This is a genomic window from Burkholderia latens (assembly GCF_902499045.1).
GTDB lineage: Bacteria > Pseudomonadota > Gammaproteobacteria > Burkholderiales > Burkholderiaceae > Burkholderia > Burkholderia latens.
This window is the reverse complement of record NZ_CABVPL010000005.1, coordinates 14,877-32,880: the sequence shown is the minus strand read 5'-3', so window position 1 is coordinate 32,880 and position 18,004 is coordinate 14,877. Positions and strand designations below refer to the sequence as shown.

General features: G+C 66.5%; 15 protein-coding genes. 8 read left to right on the top strand and 7 right to left on the bottom strand.

The features are described 5' to 3' along the window. The first annotated feature begins 106 nt into the window (after positions 1–106). The 6 genes from BSE24067_RS05270 (at position 107) to BSE24067_RS05245 (ending at position 6,487) form a co-directional block, all read left to right on the top strand. Entirely contained in the window at positions 107–1,027 is a 921-nt protein-coding gene (locus BSE24067_RS05270) for a bestrophin family protein (protein ID WP_151067365.1), read from the top strand. A 93-nt stretch (positions 1,028–1,120) separates the two neighbouring features. After that, positions 1,121–1,534, top strand: coding sequence for a VOC family protein (locus BSE24067_RS05265; protein ID WP_151067363.1), 414 nt, complete (start codon positions 1,121–1,123; stop codon positions 1,532–1,534). A 342-nt stretch (positions 1,535–1,876) separates the two neighbouring features. After that, positions 1,877–2,479 carry a J domain-containing protein gene (locus BSE24067_RS05260; protein WP_170297542.1) on the top strand — a complete coding sequence of 201 codons (603 nt, stop codon included), beginning with the start codon at positions 1,877–1,879 and terminating at the stop codon, positions 2,477–2,479. A 424-nt stretch (positions 2,480–2,903) separates the two neighbouring features. Beyond that, entirely contained in the window at positions 2,904–4,295 is a 1,392-nt protein-coding gene (locus tag BSE24067_RS05255; RefSeq protein WP_151067372.1) for an MFS transporter, read from the top strand. A gap of 28 nt (positions 4,296–4,323) precedes the next feature. Beyond that, the gene (locus BSE24067_RS05250) at positions 4,324–5,157 is read left to right on the top strand and encodes a shikimate dehydrogenase family protein (RefSeq protein ID WP_151067370.1); all 834 of its coding nucleotides are present in this window, start codon (positions 4,324–4,326) and stop codon (positions 5,155–5,157) included. A 106-nt stretch (positions 5,158–5,263) separates the two neighbouring features. Continuing rightward, positions 5,264–6,487, top strand: a complete 1,224-nt coding sequence (locus BSE24067_RS05245; protein WP_151067361.1) for an MFS transporter — start codon at positions 5,264–5,266, stop codon at positions 6,485–6,487. Positions 6,488–6,705: 218 nt separating this feature from the next. Here BSE24067_RS05245 and trpS read toward each other — a convergent pair whose 3' ends face one another. From trpS to BSE24067_RS05210, 7 genes are all read right to left on the bottom strand, one after another. Then, positions 6,706–7,719, bottom strand: a complete 1,014-nt coding sequence (trpS, locus tag BSE24067_RS05240) for a tryptophan--tRNA ligase (protein WP_151067359.1) — start codon at positions 7,717–7,719, stop codon at positions 6,706–6,708. Between the two features lie 209 nt (positions 7,720–7,928). Continuing rightward, a complete protein-coding gene (locus BSE24067_RS05235; RefSeq protein ID WP_170297541.1) occupies positions 7,929–8,084 on the bottom strand; it encodes a hypothetical protein in 156 nt (51 codons plus the stop codon). 558 nt (positions 8,085–8,642) lie between these two features. After that, entirely contained in the window at positions 8,643–10,922 is a 2,280-nt protein-coding gene (locus BSE24067_RS05230) for an FdhF/YdeP family oxidoreductase (RefSeq protein ID WP_151067357.1), read from the bottom strand. Between the two features lie 124 nt (positions 10,923–11,046). Then, positions 11,047–13,881: an ATP-dependent Clp protease ATP-binding subunit gene (locus BSE24067_RS05225; protein ID WP_151067355.1), complete on the bottom strand. Its 2,835-nt coding sequence runs from the start codon at positions 13,879–13,881 to the stop codon at positions 11,047–11,049. Between the two features lie 605 nt (positions 13,882–14,486). Then, positions 14,487–14,756 (bottom strand): hypothetical protein, encoded by a 270-nt coding sequence (locus BSE24067_RS05220; protein WP_151067353.1) that lies wholly within the window; start codon positions 14,754–14,756, stop codon positions 14,487–14,489. Positions 14,757–14,869: 113 nt separating this feature from the next. Then, complete coding sequence (locus BSE24067_RS05215; RefSeq protein ID WP_151067352.1) at positions 14,870–15,685, bottom strand: family 1 encapsulin nanocompartment shell protein; 816 nt, start codon at positions 15,683–15,685, stop codon at positions 14,870–14,872. Beyond that, entirely contained in the window at positions 15,678–16,766 is a 1,089-nt protein-coding gene (locus BSE24067_RS05210; protein ID WP_151067350.1) for a Dyp-type peroxidase, read from the bottom strand. Before BSE24067_RS05210 ends, BSE24067_RS05215 begins: the two co-directional genes overlap by 8 nt. Positions 16,767–17,177: 411 nt before the next feature. Here BSE24067_RS05210 and BSE24067_RS05205 point away from each other — a divergent pair, with 411 nt between their 5' ends. Next, the gene (locus BSE24067_RS05205) at positions 17,178–17,510 is read left to right on the top strand and encodes a LysR family transcriptional regulator (protein WP_151067346.1); all 333 of its coding nucleotides are present in this window, start codon (positions 17,178–17,180) and stop codon (positions 17,508–17,510) included. Further along, a complete protein-coding gene (locus BSE24067_RS05200) occupies positions 17,507–17,959 on the top strand; it encodes a phosphate-starvation-inducible protein PsiE (RefSeq protein WP_151067344.1) in 453 nt (150 codons plus the stop codon). The genes BSE24067_RS05205 and BSE24067_RS05200 overlap by 4 nt, the downstream gene beginning before the upstream one ends. Positions 17,960–18,004: the final 45 nt, after the last annotated feature.

Here is an 18,004-nt window from a genome sequence, read left to right as displayed (position 1 = left end):
CGCGTCACCCGGCCCGGCATCGACGCGACAGCGGCCCGCCACGCGCGGGCCGTTGCGCATCGGGCGCTTGCGTATTGGCTATTCCGTTGGCAGTCGAGACAACCTCATGATCGTCAGACCACGACAAAACTGGCTCAGGATGCTGTTCGTATGGAACGGCTCCGTGCTGCAATCGATCATTCCGCAACTGGTGTTCATGGCGGTCGTCAGCACGCTGGCGGTCTTCACGAACGGGCGCATCTTCGGCGAGAAGATTCCGCTGAACACCGCGCCGTTTACGCTGTTCGGGCTCGCGCTCGCGATCTTCCTCGGGTTTCGCAACAACGCGAGCTTCGAGCGCTTCAAGGAGGCGCGGCATCTGTGGGGCAACTTGCTGATCGCCGCACGCGCAGTGACGTCGCAACTGCATCGCTACCTGCCGGACAGCGTGAGCGACGCCGAGCGCAACCGGCTCGCCGATCTGCTGGTCGCACTTGCGTATGCGCTGAAGCATCAGCTGCGTCACACCGATCCGGCCGAAGATCTGCTGCGCATTCTCGGGGCAGAGCGCACGGCCGCGCTCGGCGGCAAATGCTACAAGCCGGTCGCGATCCTCGACGAATTGCGCGGCGGCATCGTTCGTGCGCTGGGCCGCGCGCCCGGCAGCGACACGACGTGCTGGATGTTCGAGACGCAACTGGACGAACTCGGCAAGTCGATCGGCGGTTGCGAGCGCATCCTGTCGACGCCGATCCCGTTTTCGTACAGCGTGCTGCTCCATCGCACCGTCTATGCGTATTGTGTACTCCTGCCGTTCGGGCTCGTCGATTCGACGGAGTTCTTCACGCCGCTGATCTGCGTGTTCATTTCGTACACGCTGATCGCGCTCGAAGCGATCGCGAACGAGGTCGCCGAGCCGTTCGGCCTCGCGCCGAACGCGCTCGCGCTCGATGCGATGACGCGCACGATCGAGCGGTCGGTGCTGGAGCTCGGTGAGCGACCGTTGCCGGAGGAGTTCGTGCCGGCGTCGACGTATCAGATCACGTAGCGCGCATGGGCGGTAGTGTGGTCGTCGGTAAGGTTGATCGGCCGGATCGACGACGGATGTGTAGACTCGTGCTCGTTCAATGGAGCCCGCCCCATGCAACTTCTCGATCACGTGTCCATCAGCGTGCCGGACATCGACCTGGCACGCCCGTTCTACGATGCCGTCATGGCCGCGCTGGGCGCGGCCAAGGTCTATGACCGGGCCAATGCGCTCGGCTATGGCGAGCGTTGCAACGCGAACGATCCGGCATCGACCTTTCTGGCGGTGTATCTGGATCCCGCCGAAATCGGGACGAGCAAACGGCACTGGTGTTTCAAGGCCGCTTCCCGCGAGCAGGTGGATGCGTTTTTCGAGGCGGGCCTCGCGACGGGTGGGCAGTCCGACGGCGCCCCCGGCTTGCGGCCGCAGTACCACGGCGACTACTACGCGGCTTTTCTGGTCGATCCGGCCGGCAACCGGATCGAGGCCGTGTGTCATGCGGCGGTGGCGGAGCGTGAGCGGCCGTGACGGTGGCGATGTCCCGCGGTCGTCAGTTTTCGACCGCTTCGGAGCCCACGTCTCGAACGATATCGCTTTACTCGGCATGCCGACGGTCCGTGCATGTCGTTCGAACGTATGGGGTGGTGGCCGAAGAGCGGCACGGGACGCTGGCGCAGCCGATCGTCTTCTTCGTTGTGATGCCACGGACGGAAGGTGTCCGAATGGTTGCCCGTTACGCCCCGCGTCGATGGTCATCTCGAGTGTGCGCCGTGTGGTGGATGCAATACAGGTCGCCATCGCCAACCCGACGGATTGGCGCTGCGGCGACATGCTACGATCAACGCGATCCGACTTTCATCCCGACGCACCATGACGACGATGTATGAATTGCTCGGTGTGTGCGAGAACGCCACCAACGAGGAAATCAAGCGCGGCTACCGAAAGGCAGCGATGAAAGCGCATCCCGACCGCAACGTCGGGTGCGAAGCGGATGCGCATGCGCGATTTCAGGAGATCAAGGAGGCATACGCGATTCTGTCGGACCCGGAACTGCGCCGCGTATATGACACCGCTTACGCAGAGGAAATGCTCCGTCACGCACGGCTTCGCGAGGAAGAGGAGCGCTTGAGGGCGGAGCGCGAAGCGGAATATGCGCGGTTCGTGGCATGGGCGATGCGCTTCGCCGAACAAGGGCACAACCGCGACGTCGTGTTCGGCGTTCTGCTCGGCCGTGATTGCGATGTTCAACTCGCCGAGCGCATTGCCGACAGTGTGGTCGAGTTGCATGCGTCGCGCCAGCCGGGCGCATCGCGGGACGAGCAGCGTGATGACCAGATGCCGCAATGCGGCGAGAGGGCGACAGAGGCGGCCTCGGCGCAGGCGCCAAAGAGCGACGCGCGAAGGAGTGACGCACCCGCGCATACGGACTTTTTCAGCGCACTGTGGCGCGGCTTGTTCGGGCTGCGCCAGTGAGTCCTGGGGACGGACCAGTTTTGCGATCCGCCGAACTCGATCGCGATCGGTGCCATCTTCGGGGAGGTTCGTTGATCAATTGCCTCACGAATTGATGACTGACGGGGTCGCATCGGGCCGGGAAGTGTCGTTCACCAGAATCGTCGGCCGGACACGGGAATCTGGCCGGGCCTGAGCACGCCGGCGAATGACGTGAGTGGCCGCAAGCCTCATCAAGCAGTCTTTCGCGACGTCGGCCAGCGCGCAGCGGACGTATGCCAGCACCCGGAGAAAACCCTAGAAACGTTCGATAATCGCACGCGTATGCGCGATGATCGAACGCGCACGCGCGTATCACCATTGTGTCCGGTCGTTGCATGGGACTACTCTGCGATCAATCAGGCGGCATCGATCAGTCGCCCGATCACATAATCCGGAGACATCCATGAACGCAGACACGGTCCACGAGCCTCAAGGCCGGCATCAGTCGAAGAAAGCCGCAGCGAGCGGCTGGATCGGCTCGGCGCTCGAATACTACGATTTCTTCATCTACGCCACTGCATCCGCGCTGATCTTTCCGCAGATCTTTTTTCCAAAAGGCAATGCGACGACCGCGATCGTCGCTTCGCTCGCGACCTACGGTGTAGGTTATGTCGCGCGGCCGATCGGCGCCTTCGTACTCGGGCACCTCGGCGATACGCACGGGCGCAAGAAAGTACTGCTGTCGTGCATGTTCCTTATGGGTTTTTCGACGATCGGCGTCGGCCTGCTGCCGACTTACGAACAGGTCGGCTTGCTCGCGCCCGTGCTGCTGGTGATCCTGCGCCTGCTGCAGGGCTTCGCCGTGGCGGGCGAGATCTCCGGCGCCAGCTCGATGATCCTGGAGCACGCGCCGTTCGGCCGGCGTGGCTTCTACTCCAGTTTCACGCTGCAAGGCGTGCAGGCGGGGCAGATCCTGGCAGCAGCGGTGTTCCTGCCGCTCGCGCACTACATGCCCGCCGAGCAGTTCAACGTCTGGGGCTGGCGTATTCCGTTCCTGCTGAGCTTCGTGGTCATCATCGCGGGCTGGATCATTCGCCGCAACGTCGACGAGACGCCCGCCTTCACCGAAGAAGGGCAACGGAAGGCACTTCCTCGCTCGCCCGTGGTCGACGCCTTCAAGTACAGCTGGCCGAACATGCTGCGCGTGGTATGCATGGCGCTGATGAACGTGATTCCGGTGGTGGCGACGATCTTCGGCGCGGCATACGCAGTGCAGCCGGCCTACGGCATCGGCTTCGCCAAGGATGTCTATCTGTGGATTCCTGTCGTGGGCAATATCGTGGCAGTGCTGGTGATTCCGTATGTCGGCAATCTGTCCGACAAGATCGGCCGCAAGCCGCCGATCATCGTCGGCGCGTTGCTGTCGGGCCTGCTCGCCTTCGCTTATCTGTACGCGATCAGCATCCATAATGTGCCGTTCGCTTTCGTGATGTCGCTGCTGATGTGGGGCGTGGTCTATCAGGGCTACAACGCGGTGTTCCCGAGCTTCTACCCCGAACTGTTCCCGACGCGCTCGCGTGTTTCTGCGATGGCGATCGCGCAGAACATCGGCACGGCCATCACGGCGATGCTGCCGGCGCTCTTCACGGCTGTCGCGCCGCCGGGAGCCGCCAACATCTGGTTGACCGTCGGCGCGCTCGCGTTCGGCGTCACGGTGATCGCCGCGCTGGCCGCGCTCAGCGCCCGCGAGACGTATCGGGTCCATATGAGCGAGCTGGGCCGGTCCGATGCGCATGCGGTGGACAAGGCCGAGTACGACCGCCTGCGGGCACTGGCCTTCACCGCGCACGCGTGACCGTCGTCCGAGAGAGCAAAGGCCAGCCATGATTTCCGGAAAGACCACCCTCGTTGCGCACATCGGCTATCCGACCGAGAGCTTCAAGGCGCCGATGATCTACAACCCGTGGTTCGAGCAGAAAGGCATCGACGCGGTGGTCGTGCCGATGGGCGTCAAAGCGGAAGACTACGAGCAGAGCTTCAAGTCGATCTTCCGCTTCACGAACCTGCGCGGCGCGCTCATTACGATGCCGCACAAGGTGACGACGGTCGGACTGGTCGATGAAATCACGCCGGCCGTGCGCATCGCCGGCGCGTGCAACGCGGTGCTCAGGCGTCCCGATGGCACGTTGCTGGGCGACCAGTTCGACGGCGCGGGTTTCGTGCGCGGTGTGTTGCGCAAAGGCCGGCGGCTGGAGGGGGCCCGCGTGCTGATGTCGGGCGCGGGCGGTGTCGGTTCGGCGATCGCCGCGTCGCTGGCGGCGGCAGGTGTCGGCGAACTGGCGCTGCACGATACGCGGCCCGAGTCGGCCGACGGACTCGCGCAGCGGCTCTGCGAGCACTATCCGGCTCTGACGGTCAGCACCGGCTCGAACGATCCGGATGGCTTCGACGTCGTGGTGAACGCGACGCCGCTCGGCATGAAAGCGGATGATCCGTTGCCCTTCGATGTTGCGCGCATCGCGCCTGGCTGCTTCGTGGGCGAGGTGGTGATGAAATCGGAGTACACGCCGTTCCTGCGTGCGGCACGTGAGAAGGGCTGCGAAGTGCAGGTGGGCACCGACATGCTGTTCGAAATGATTCCGGCCTATTTGCACTTCTTCGGCTTCGGCAGTGCGACTGCCGAAGAACTGCGACGCACGTCGACCATTGCGTACTGAGCCGTTTTGATACTGTCGTTTCGAATGCTTCGCGCGCCGGCCGCGGTTTTTACGACATCGTCGCGGTGACTGACCGCGTGAAAGATCTGCTTCAGGACATCCCTGCATGAGCCGCCGCGGCCCGCTGAGTTTTACACTGCTCCTTCCGTTTCTGCTGGCTGCGCAGCCAGTCGCGACCGACAGTTATCTGCCGGCGCTGCCCGCGATCGCGACGGCACTCGGTTCAGCCAGCACCAGCCTCACGGTGTTCGCGCTCGCGTTCGGCATGGGACAGCTGCCGATGGGTAGCCTGGCCGACCGCTATGGACGTCGGCCGGTGCTGCTGGCGGGTCTCGCGGGCTACACCATCGCGGCGCTGGCCGGTGCGCTTGCGCCGAGTGCGTTGATGCTGACGGTGGCGCGCGCGTGCCAGGGGCTGGCGATGGCGGCCATTCTCGTGTGTGCGCGCGCGGCCGTGCGCGACCTGTATCCGGCCAGCGAAGGGCCGCATGTGATGGCTCGCGGCCTCACGGGGCTGGGTGCGACGGCACTGACCGCGCCGATCATCGGCGCCTATATTGCGCAGCATCTCGGCTGGCGCTGGGTGCTCGCCGTCATGAGCCTGTACGCGCTCGTGCTGTGCGTGGCGTGCTGGCGCAGCTTCGGAGAAACCATTCAGCGCACGCACGGCGCGCAGACGCCGGCCGGCAGCGTCCGCGAGATCTTCGATAGTCCCGAATTCCGCGCGTGGGCAATGCTGGCTGCCGTCACCTACTGCGGCATGTTCTGCTTTCTGTTGCTTTCGCCGATGGTCTATATCGGGTACCTTGGACTGTCGCCCGAGCTATATGGCTGGATACCCGCCGGCGGCTCGCTCGTCTACATGCTGAGCACGATGGGTTGCAGGCGTCTGCTGAATCGCCACGGCCTGTTGCGAACAGTGCGCCAAGGCGCGATGCTAAGCCTTTCAGGTGCGGTCATTCAGGGGCTCGGCTGCTGGCTGCTGCCCGGCAGCGCGTGGCCGCTGCTGCTCGGTCACGGGGTCTATTGCCTGGGACATGGCATCCACCAGCCTTGCGGACAGGCCGGCGCGGTGGGTGGCCTGCCGCATCTGGCGGGGCGTGCGGTGTCGTGGTCCGGCTTCATCATGATGTGCGCCGCTTTCTGTGTGGGACAGACCGCATCGGCCTTCGTTGATCCGCATTATCGGCTGGGTGCGTGGCCGATGGTCGTCCCGATGCTCGTCGCCGGATCGGCGCTGATGGCCATCGCGTTCGCCTGGTTGCCCAGGCTCGCAGATAGTGGCCGGCCGAGTTCGCGGTCTGCGGCCGTTCCAGTCAGGCCCGAGTAGGCGCAGGCCGACAAGGGCCGTTGGCTTCGTGCTGCCAGCTGCGTCCGCACCGAAGATCGATCGCGAGCACCGAAAAATCAGGATGCCGCCCGCAAACCGTCGCTCGTGTCGACATGCGCGGCTTCGTCCAAGCAGGCATCACGTCGGTCGCCGGCGACTGACCGCGAACGGCATCGCGTCGCGCATCGTCGGTGGGTCGTGTCCGCCGCGCGCGCCGCTCAATCGAAATACGTGAGCCCCATCGCACGCTTCACGTCCGCGAGCGTCGCGCCTGCCACTTCCCGCGCATGCAGCGTGCCGCGCTTCAGGATCGCCATCACTTCGGCCTTGTCGGCCTCGAACTCGCGGCGGCGCGTGCGGATCGGCTCGATCAGCGCCTGCAGCCGCTCGTTCAGCACGCGCTTCACGACGCTATCGCCGAGGCCGCCGCGGCGATAGTGCGCCTTCAGCTCGTCGACCTTCGCCACGTCGGGCTCGAACGCATCGAGGAACGTGAACACGACGTTGCCCTCGACCTGGCCGGGATCGCTCACGCGCAGGTGGTTCGGGTCCGTGTACATATCCTTCACGGCCTGCGCGATCTCGTCCGGCGTCGCGCCGAGCGTGATCGCGTTGCCGAGCGACTTGCTCATCTTCGCCTTGCCGTCGATGCCCGGCAGCCGCGTGACCGCCGACAGCACGGCCTCGCACTCGACCAGCACCGGCTGCTCGACGGTCGCGTTGAAGCGGCGCACGAGTTCGTTGGTCTGTTCGATCATCGGCAACTGATCGTCGCCGACCGGCACGTGGGTCGCCTTGAACGCGGTGATGTCGGCGGCCTGGCTCACCGGATAGGTCAGGAAGCCGGCCGGGATGTCGCGCTCGAATCCGCGCAGGCGGATCTCTTCCTTGATGGTCGGATTGCGTTCGAGGCGCGCGACCGTGACGAGGTTCAGCAGGTATTGCGACAGTTCGGCGAGCTCGGGCACCTGCGACTGCACGGCGATCGTCGAGATCGCCGGGTCGATGCCGACGGCCAGGTAGTCGAGCGCGACCTCGATCACGTTCCCGGTCACGCGCTGGCGGCGGCCCATGTTGTCGGTCAGCGCCTGCGTGTCGGCGAGCAGCAGGAATTGCGTGGCCTCGTGCTGCATCCGCACGCGCGCGCGCAGCGAGCCGATGTAGTGGCCGAGATGCAGCGGGCCGGTCGTGCGGTCGCCGGTGAGGATGGTCGGGCGGGCGGGTTGCGTCATGGTCGTCGTTGGCTCCAGGTTGTCGAACCTTCCAGCCATGACGTCAGCGCAAGAATGCAAATGCCGCCATGGCTGGCGGCATCACGTTCGGGACATGCGAAAGGAAACGGGCCGCCTGGGTCAGGCGCGCCACCAGCAATGCAGGTTCGGCGAGGCGGGTTTGCTTTCCATCGCGCAAGTATAGCGTAGGGCGCGGCCGGCCGCGTGCGTCAGCGAATCATGGACTCCATCGCGAGGTACGCGGTTTCTGCGGACGGCCACAGCAGATACAGCAGGCCGGCCATCAGCAGCCACGCGCCGGCGCGTACGAGCGGCATGCGGTCCTTGTCGCGCGGGGGATGGGTCGGCTGCTTCGATTTTTTCATGCTTGCTCGCGCGGGTGCGCCACTCCAACGGTTACTGCAACGGGTCGCGCGGGGCGAGCCGGGGTGTTGCGGGATTCTTGAACGGGGGCCGGATACGGTTTTACGGGCCTCGTGACGCCGGCGCGACGGCGGCAAAAGGCCGGTCGCAACGCGATAAGGAGAAGCGATCAAATGCGCTTTTTTTGCGCCGAGGCGACCGGCATCGTACCAGTTCGGCGGCGTGGGCATAGTCAAGAATTGTACGGGCGAGCCAGCCGGCAGTTCACGTGGGTCGTTCGGATCCGGCAACCTGTAACGGCTGAAGTTGCCCGCAGGGCCATCGGCGCACGGCGAGATCCAGGGCGGCTTCGATCCGCAGCCGTCGCTCGCGTATGCGATCGGCGTCGTCGTGCAGATCCCGTTCATGAGCGCGCCGACGGATGCTGGGTTGGGCCCCGTGCAGCCGGGGAGCGCGGTAAAAGAGAAGCCGCCGCATCGATCGCGACGCGGCGGCAAGGGGAAGTAACGCGGCAGGCGCGCCGCAGGAAATGGTGCGCGCCTGGCTTCCGCATCGGGCCGTCAGACCACCGCCGAGCGCGCGACCCTCACCGGCACCGACTTGTACGACGGCGTGCCGCTTTCCTTGTCGATGTAGTCGAGCGGCACGAGCACGTTCGCTTCCGGGTAATACGCGCCGACCGACCCCGGCGCGATGTCGTACTCGATCGCGGTGATCTTCTCGAGCCGCAGCGTGCGGCCCGACGCGGTGACGGTCTCGATGTCGACGAGATCGCCGTGTTCGAGCCCGTACTTCGCGAGATCGGCCGCGTTCATGAACAGCACGTCGCGCCGGCCGAACACGCCGCGATAGCGATCGTCGAGCCCGTAGATCGTCGTGTTGTACTGATCGTGGCTGCGCAGCGTGATCAGCCGCAGCACCTGATCGGCGCCGAGCACGTCCGCGTCTTCCTTCACGCCCTTGTAGACCGAGAACATCGCCTTGCCGGTCGCCGTCGGCCACACGCGCTCGGTCGGCGGCAGCGGCAGCCGGAAGCCGCCCGGCGTGCGGATGCGCTCGTTGAACGCCTCGAAGCCGGGCACCGTCTTGTCGATCAGGTCGCGGATGCGGTCGTAATCGGCAATCAGGTCGAGCCACGCGACCGTGCTGTTCGGCAGCGTCGCATGCGCGATTCCCGCGATGATCGCGGGTTCGGAGCGCAGTTGGTCGGACGCGGGCTTCAGCTTGCCGGCCGACGCGTGCACCATCGACATCGAATCCTCGACGGTGATCGACTGCCGGCCGCTCGCCTGCATGTCGAGCTCGGTGCGGCCGAGCACGGGCAGGACGTAGGTTTCCTTCGCGACGAGCAGATGCGAGCGGTTCAGCTTCGTGCCGAGATGCACGCTCAGATCGAGCTTCGCCATTGCCGGGAACGACACTTCCGGGTCGGGCAGCGCGACCGCGAAATTGCCGCCGAGGCACAGCAGCGCCTTCGCGTCGCCGTCGATCATCGCCTGCATCGCCTGTACGGCGTCGTGCCCGTGATGCGCGGGCGGCTTGAAGCCGAACACGTCCTCGATCTTCTGCAGGAATTCGGCCGACGGCTTCTCGGTGATGCCGACCGTGCGGTTGCCTTGCACGTTCGAGTGGCCGCGCAGCGGGCAAATGCCCGCACCCGGCTTGCCGAAGTTGCCGCGCATCAGCAGCAGATCGGCGATCAGCCGAACGGTTGCCGTGCCCTTGTTGTGCTGCGTGACGCCCATTCCGTACGTGACGATCGTCGCGTTCGACTTCGCATACGCGAGCGCGACCTGTTCGAGCTGCGCCTGGCTCAGGCCGCTCGCGCGCTCGATGTCGTCCCACGACGTGGCTTCGAGGTCGGCCGAGAATGCGTCGAAGCCGTGGGTGTGCTGCGCGATGAAGTCGCGGTCGAGCACGTCGCCGCGCTCGGTCTCGAGCTGCAGCAGCGCCTTCATGACGCCCTTCAGCGCGGCCGCGTCGCCGCCTGCGTCGACCTGATAGTAGGTCGACGCGATGCGCGTCGAGCCGAACGACGCCATCTCGATCATGTCCTGCGGATCGGCGAAGCGTTCGAGCGCGCGTTCGCGCAGCGGGTTGAACACGATGATCGGCACGTTGCGGCGCGAGCACTCGTGCAGCGTGCCCATCATCCGCGGGTGGTTCGTGCCGGGGTTGTGGCCGATCGAGATGATCAGCTCGCAGTGGTCGAAGTCTTCGAGCGACACCGTGCCCTTGCCGATCCCGATCGATTGCGGCAGGCCGACGCTGGTCGGCTCGTGGCACATGTTCGAGCAGTCGGGGAAGTTGTTGGTGCCGAGCTCGCGTGCGAACAGCTGATACAGGTATGCGGCTTCGTTCGATGCGCGGCCCGACGTATAGAACTCGACCTGCTCGGGCGGCAGCGCGCGCAGCACTTCGCCGATGCGCGCGAATGCGTCGTCCCATTCGACCGCGCGGAACGTGTCGGTCGCGCGATCGTAGACGAGCGGATGCGTGAGCCGGCCCATGTTCTCCAGCTCGTAATCGGACATCCGCAGCAGCGACGACACCGTGTTCGCCGCGAAGAACTCCGGCGTCACGCGCTTGGTCGTCGCTTCCCACGTGACGGCCTTCGCGCCGTTCTCGCAGAATTGGAACGTCGACTTGTGTTCCTTGTCAGGCCATGCGCAGCCGGGGCAATCGAAGCCGTCGGGCTGGTTGGTCCGCATCAGCACGATCGGCGCCTCGATCGTTTCCATCTGTGTGCGCACCGCTTCGGCTGTCGCGCGAAGCGCGCCCCAACCGCCGGCGGGCCCGTCGTATTTCCTGATGCCTGGCACTTCGCGTCGATTTGTCATTTGAATCTCCATGAGTCGGGCCCGTGGCGGGGCGGCTCGGGTTGCGCCGTGTCGCGGCGTGGGGCGGCTCCGTCCCGCGGACGGAGCCGGTCATGCGGGCCCGTGAATCCGGGCCCGCTTGGTATCAACTGGCGTCCTTCTTCGCAGCGGACGACTTCCTGCCGAATTTCTTCGCGGCCGGGGGCGGCGGCGCATCGGCGATCGCTTCGTGATCCTTCGCGTCGGCCGATTCTTTCGCCGCGTTGCCGTTCGGCCGCGCGTTGCCGTCGGCGTCCTTTTTCGCGTCCCTGGCCGCGGGCGGCGCGAGCTTGCTGAACGTCACGGTGTCGGCCGTCTTGTCGTAATCGACTTCGACGCGATCGCCGGACTGCAGCCTGTCGGCGAGAATCTCCTTCGCGAGTTTCGTCTCGATGATCTGGCGCACCTGCCGCTTCAGTTCGCGCGCACCGAATTCCGGCTGATAGCCGGCTTCGGTCAGATGCTTGACCAGTGTGTCGCTCATCACGAGCGTGATGTCCTGCGCGGCGGCGGTGCGCACCACGCGGTCGAGCTGGATCTGCACGATCGAGCGGATGTTCTCCTTCGACAGCGCATGGAACACGATCACTTCGTCGATCCGGTTCAGGAATTCGGGGCGGAAATGACCTTTCAGCACCTGCATCAACTGCTCGCGGATCGCCTTGTCGGTCTTGCGCGCGGCTTCCGGCTGTGTGAGATTGTCCATGATGATCGCGGCGCCGAGGTTGCTGGTCGCGATGATGATCGTGTTGCTGAAGTCGACCACGCGCCCCTTGCCGTCGGTCAGCCGGCCGTCGTCGAACACCTGCAGCAGCACGTTGTACACGTCCGGATGCGCCTTCTCGATCTCGTCGAGCAGGATCACGCTGTACGGGCGGCGCCGCACGCGCTCGGTGAGCTGGCCGCCTTCGTCGTAGCCGACGTAGCCGGGCGGCGCGCCGATCAGCCGCGCGACCGCGTGCCGCTCCATGTATTCGGACATGTCGATCCGGATGATCGCCTGCTCGTCGCCGAACACGGTTTCGGCCAGCGCCTTCGCGAGCTCGGTCTTGCCGACGCCGGTCGGCCCGAGGAACAGGAACGTGGCGATCGGCCGGTGCGTCTGGCCGAGGCCCGCGCGCGACAGCCGCACCGCGTCGCTGACGGCGACCACCGCATCGTTCTGGCCGACCACACGCTCGCGCAGCTGCTCTTCCATCTTCAGCAGCTTCTGGCGCTCTTCCTGCGTGAGTTCGGACACCGGAATGCCGGCCAGCCGCGACACGACTTCGGCGACCGATTCGACCGTCACCTCGAGCGTTTCGGAGCCGGTCTTGCGCTGCCACGCCTCCATCCTTTCGTCGAGCGACTTCTGCTTCGCGTTGATCTGCTCGTCGAACTGCTTCGCTTCGTCGAAACGCTTGCGCGACGTCGCGTAGTCCTGCTCGCGCTTCAGTTGCGCGATCTGCGCTTCGTCTTCCTGGATGTCGACCGGGCGCGACGTCGCGCCGATCCGCACGCGCGCGGCGGCCTGGTCGATCAGGTCGATCGCCTTGTCGGGCAGGAAGCGCGCGGTGATGTAGCGGTCGGCGAACTCGGCTGCCGCGACGAACGCGTCGTCGGCGAACGTGACCTGGTGGTGCGCCTCGAGGCTGTCGCGCAGCCCGCGCAGGATCACGATGGTCTGCTCGACGCTCGGCTCCGGCACGAACACCGGCTGGAAACGCCGTTCGAGCGCGGCGTCCTTCTCGATGTGTTTCTGGTATTCGTTCAGCGTGGTCGCGCCGATCAGGCTCAGCTCGCCGCGCGCGAGCGCCGGCTTCAGCACGTTCGCGATGTCGAGGCCGCCTTCGCCGCCGCCCTGGCCCGCACCGACGATCGTATGCAGTTCGTCGATGAACAAGATCAGTTCGTCGTGCTTCGCGGTCACTTCGTCGATCAGCTGCTTCGCGCGTTCCTCGAATTCGCCGCGATACTTCGCGCCGGCGACCATCGAGTTGATGTTCACTTCGACGAGCCGCTTGCCGCGCAGCACTTCCGGCACGTCGCCGTTCACGATCCGCTGTGCGAGCCCCTCGACGATCGCGGTCTTGCCGACGCCCGGCTCGCCGATCAGCACCGGGTTGTTCTTCTTGCGGCGCGCGAGCACCTCGATCGTGCTTTCGATTTCCTGCGCGCGGCCGAGCACCGGATCGAGCTTGCCCTGGCGTGCGATCGCAGTCAGATCGCGGCCGAACTTGTCGAGATTCGGCGTGCCGGTCGGCGCGTCGACGCGGCCGTCTTCCGCGCCCTTGCCGACGATCTTCACGACCTTCTGGCGCAGCGCTTCCGGCGTCACGCCGTATTTCTTCAGCAGCGTGCCGGCGATGCTGTCCGGCACGGCCGCGAGACCGATCAGCAGATGCTCGGGGCCGATATACGAGTGGCGGAGATCGCGCGACGCCTGGAACGCGTGCTGCACGGCTTTCTTCACGCGCGGCGAGATCGTGAGCCGGTCGAGCGATGCGTCGGGCGACGCGGTGCCGGTATGCGCGTGCTCGTCGATGTAGGCCTTCAGGTCTTGCGGCGACAGCCTCAATTCCTTCAGCAGCGCTGCGCACACGTCGGTGTCCGCGAGCGCGTACAACAGGTGTTCGGTGTCGAGTTCGCCGCGGCGCAGTTCGTGCGCCTTCTCGGCCGCGCGCTGCAGCAGTTCGAGCGTCTGCTCGCTGAACGCGTCGGTCGGATCGACCGATTCGCGCGGAATTTCGGCCGCGAACGGCGGCTCGTCGCCCGCCGCGCCGAACAGCGACGACGATCCGCCGCCCAGCAGCGAATCGAACGGATTCAGCATGCTCTGATGCCGCATCAGCTGGCGGAAGTGGTAGTCGCAGATCGAAATCGTCTTGCGCTCGCCGTCCTGCATCACGGTGGCGCGCGCGACGGCCGGCCGGGCGTGACAGATATCGCAAAGTGCGGGCATGGTGGTCTGGCTCCTGTCAATGAACGTGGATCGAAAGGGAAGTCCCGCCTGCGATATCGCACGGGGGTGCCCACTGCGCGACGCGGCCCGCGGCGCGCGCGTCGCGCCGACGCCATCGCGCAGCGCCCGTCGGCGTGAATCGGGCGCGTGCTCGACGCCGGCAACCCCGGTGCTGCGCGGAGCCCGCGGCATCACTTCGACTGCGTTCAAAATAGCGAATCGGCCAGTGGCCTCCAAGACACAGTTGCGCAGCGGCGCGGCCGGGAATTGCACCCTCACATGCGTGGGCGCGCGACAGGCCAGGAGTACAGACGAGCGTGCAGGCCGGTGCCGCGAGCGCGGCGGCGATGCGCGCCGGTGCGGGGCGCGCGCGAACGGCGGTGCGACATCGGCGCGCAGGATGCCGGGAAACGGCGGACGGGAGGGAGCACGCGCGCCTAAACGCGGCGCACGCACGTTCGCGCGAACGCGCGGAGCGGCCGTGTGCGGGGTGGCGCCGGCCCGGGTCGCTCGCGGGCGGCGACCGACGCGCGGCGCGACGCAGGACGCGAAATGGACGGGGTGCACGGTACGGGCCGGACATGGCGCGACCGTGGCGACCGGCGTCAGTCGGAGAGGGTCATCGCGAGCCGCTGCCGCGCAATCTGCTTCACGACGGCCGACAGCGCCGGATTCTGCAGACCATCGGCCCAGACGGAGAACGAATCCTCGATCAGGTTGCGGGTGTCGGGCGGCAGCTCGGCCAGCATCAGCGACACCACGGTGAACAGCACGGCGGTCTCGCCGGCCTGGTGGCTGGCGCTCGCGTCGACGGCCAGCTTCAGGCTGTCGACCGACGCTTGCAGCGCCTGTAATGCGTCATTCGAATCGCTCATGTCACGCTCCATGCAGGATGGTTCGGCGGCGACGAACGTGCGGCCGGTCGCGTGGACGGTAATACGCGGCCGGTGCGCGCGACGCCCGGCAGGCATCGCGCGCGGGCGGGACGTCAGGCCGCCGTGTTGGCTTGCGGCGCCACGGCCACCGATGCCTCGCTCGTCAGCATCAGGAACGTGAACGTTTCGCGCAGGTACAGGCGCACGACCTTGTCGGTATGGCTCGTGTAGCCGATCGACACGTCCTCGCCGAGGTGCAGCTCGTAATCGCCGCCGCGGGTCGACAGCACGCAGCCGCCACTGACCGCCGGCGCCCAGATGATCTCGCCGTTGACGATGCGCTTGATGTGGCCGAGCACCGGGTAGCCCTGGTCGCGCGCTTCGCTGAGCGCCGTGTATGCATCCGAGCCGAGCACGACCGAGTACGGGCCGTCGACGCCGGCGAGCCGCAGCGCTTCGAGCGCGTCGCTGATCGCGTCCGGGTATGCGCTGACGTCGGTCGGCAGCGTCAGCTTGCGGTTCGACGTGCCTTCGCGGATGCCGACGATGCCCGCGGCCTGGTAGCCGTCGAAGATCGCGCCGTCTTCCGCGAACGCGAGGCGCTGCGCGGCGTCCTTCGCCGGCTGCCAGTCGGCATCGCGCGCACCGCGCTCGACGCTGTCGATCGCATCGCGGCTCAGCTCGAACGGCACGGTCAGCTCGACGATCGTGCGCACTTCGCGCAGCCGCGCGCTCACCAGCTCGCGCGGCGCGGCGACGTCGAGCAGATGCCCGGTGCCGACGGCCGACAACTCGGGGCCGGCCGGGCCTTCGACGTCGACGACGCGCCGCCCGGCGACCGAGCGCTTGAACGTGCGAGCGACTTCTTCCTCGATCTGCTCCCACGCGGACGACGAAATGGGGGCGAGTTCGCGGTGCAGGTTATTCATAGGCTTTGACTCCTTTCAGCGATCCGATATTCAGCGAGCCGTCGCGATGCGGCCCGGAAGACGACGGCGCCGGCTGCGGCGCGGCGGCGGTGGCCGCGGCTGCGTCGGCGGCCGGGGCGGGGCGATCGGCCAGCGCTTCGAGCAGGTCGGCAGACGGCACGAAGAACAGCGAGCCGGTGACGGCGCGGCTGAAGTCGAGCAGCCGGTCGTAGTTGCCGGGCGGACGGCCGACGAACATGTTCTCGAGCATCTGCTCGATCGGCGCCGGCGAGCGCGCGTAGCCGATGAAATAGGTGCCGAATTCGCCGGAACCGGGGCGCCCGAACGGCATGTTGTCGCGCAGGATCTTCACTTCCTGCCCATTCTCGTCGAGCGTGGTCAGCGAGCTGTGCGAGCACGACGGCTTCACGTCCGGCGGGAGTTCGATGTCGGACAGCTTGGTGCGGCCGATGATGCGCTCCTGCGTCTCGACCGAGAGCGCGTTCCAGCCGGCCATGTCGTGCAGGTACTTCTGCACGATCACGTAGCTGCCGCCCGCGAATTCCGCATCCTCGTCGCCGATCACCGTGAAGTCGACCGCCTCGCGGCCTTCGGGGTTCTCGGTGCCGTCGACGAAGCCGATCATCGCGCGCTGGTCGAAGTTGCGGAAGCCGTGTACCTCGTCGACGACCGTGACCGCGTCGCCGAGCGCGTTCAGCAGCTGCGTCGCAAGCTCGAAGCACAGGTCCATCGCGTCGGCGCGGATGTGCAGCAGGATGTCGCCGGGCGTCGCGATCGCGACGCGGTGACCGGCGCCGAATTCACGGAACGGATGCAGCGATGCCGGGCGCGGCTCGCCGAACAGCGCATCCCATGCGTCGGCGCCGAAGCCGCACACACAGGACAGGTTGCCGTCGGGCACGCGCTTGCCGACCGAGCGCACGAGCGCGGCGATGTCGCCGCACCATCCGCGGATTCGGTCGGCGCGGTCGGCGCCGGGATTGACGGTGGCGACGAGGAAGATCGCACTGCGCGTGATCGGGCTGTGAACGGCCTGGGAAAGCGGGGGACGGGTTTGCATCGCGGGCTGCCGGTCAGTCATGTCGGGACGGACGGGCCACGGACGCCGCGGCGCGCGAAGGCGAACGGTTGGACTGTGTCATGCGACTGTTCTCTTTGTGACATGCGGATGAGGGACGTTGCGCGGGCATCGCGCAACGGGCCGCGGCGGCGGCAGCCTGCCGCCCGGGGCGCGAAAGGGGAGGCAGGCAAGTGGCCGCGCGTTCGCCCGGCGCGAGACCTGTCCGCACCGCGTAACGTCGTCGAGCCTGCAATCTAGCAGCTTCGGCGGGTCTTTGGAACACGTATCGATGATCTGTCATTCGAATGGGTTGATCGAGGTCCGAATTGGCGCGGCGCGTGCAGCTGTACTCCTGCAGCCGGCCGCGCTGTGCTCTTGAGCGGGCGTGGCGCGTGCAGTAGATTAGGTTCGCGCCGCCCGAGCGCGACCATCATGATGAACCTTTTGGAAGCGATGCGTATTTTCGGTGCAGTCGTCGAGCAGGCGAGCGCGCGGCCCGATGGCCCCGAACGCTGTTTCGGCTGCCGGTTGTTGCGGGGCCGCCCAGGCGGCGGTGCCGCATGCGCCGATGCCGGCGTCGCGTTTCACGCATGCTGGCGGCGGACGCTGTCCGCGCTCGCGCACGCGACCGGCGCGACCGAACCCGGTGCGTGCGCAACGATTTACGATTCGCCGGTCGCGGGCTTCCCGTTGCCCGGCACCATCCGCCGCCGCGACCGCGCATCGTTCGCGGCACCTACGACACTGCACCGGCCATCGCGTTGAATACGTCCACTGCATCCGCCGATACGACTGCCGAACGTATCCGCCGCCGCTTCGGCCGCTTCCTTCATGCGGCCGAGCTGGCCGGGCTGATCGTGATCGGGCTCGCGACCGCGTTCGCGATGACGCAAGAGGCATGGAAGGTCGTGCTCGCCGGCGAGGTGTCGCTCACCGACCTGCTGCTGATGTTCCTGTATCTGGAGGTGCTCGCGATGGACGTGCGTTATTTGCGGCTCGGCCGGCTGCCGGTGCGGTTCCCGCTGTTCATAGCGATGACGTCGCTCGCGCGCGATCTGATCCTGCGCGGCGCGACCGACAGCCCGGAGCGGATGCTGATGACCACGTTCGGGATCGTGCTGCTCGCGGCGGGCGTGCTGATTCTCAGTTTCGGGCAGCATCGTTTTCCGGCGGAAGTCGACGACGTCGAGGAGGATGCCCGCGCGCCGCGATAACGACGCGCCGCGCGCGATACGTCGCGGCCGCACTTGTATCGCGCG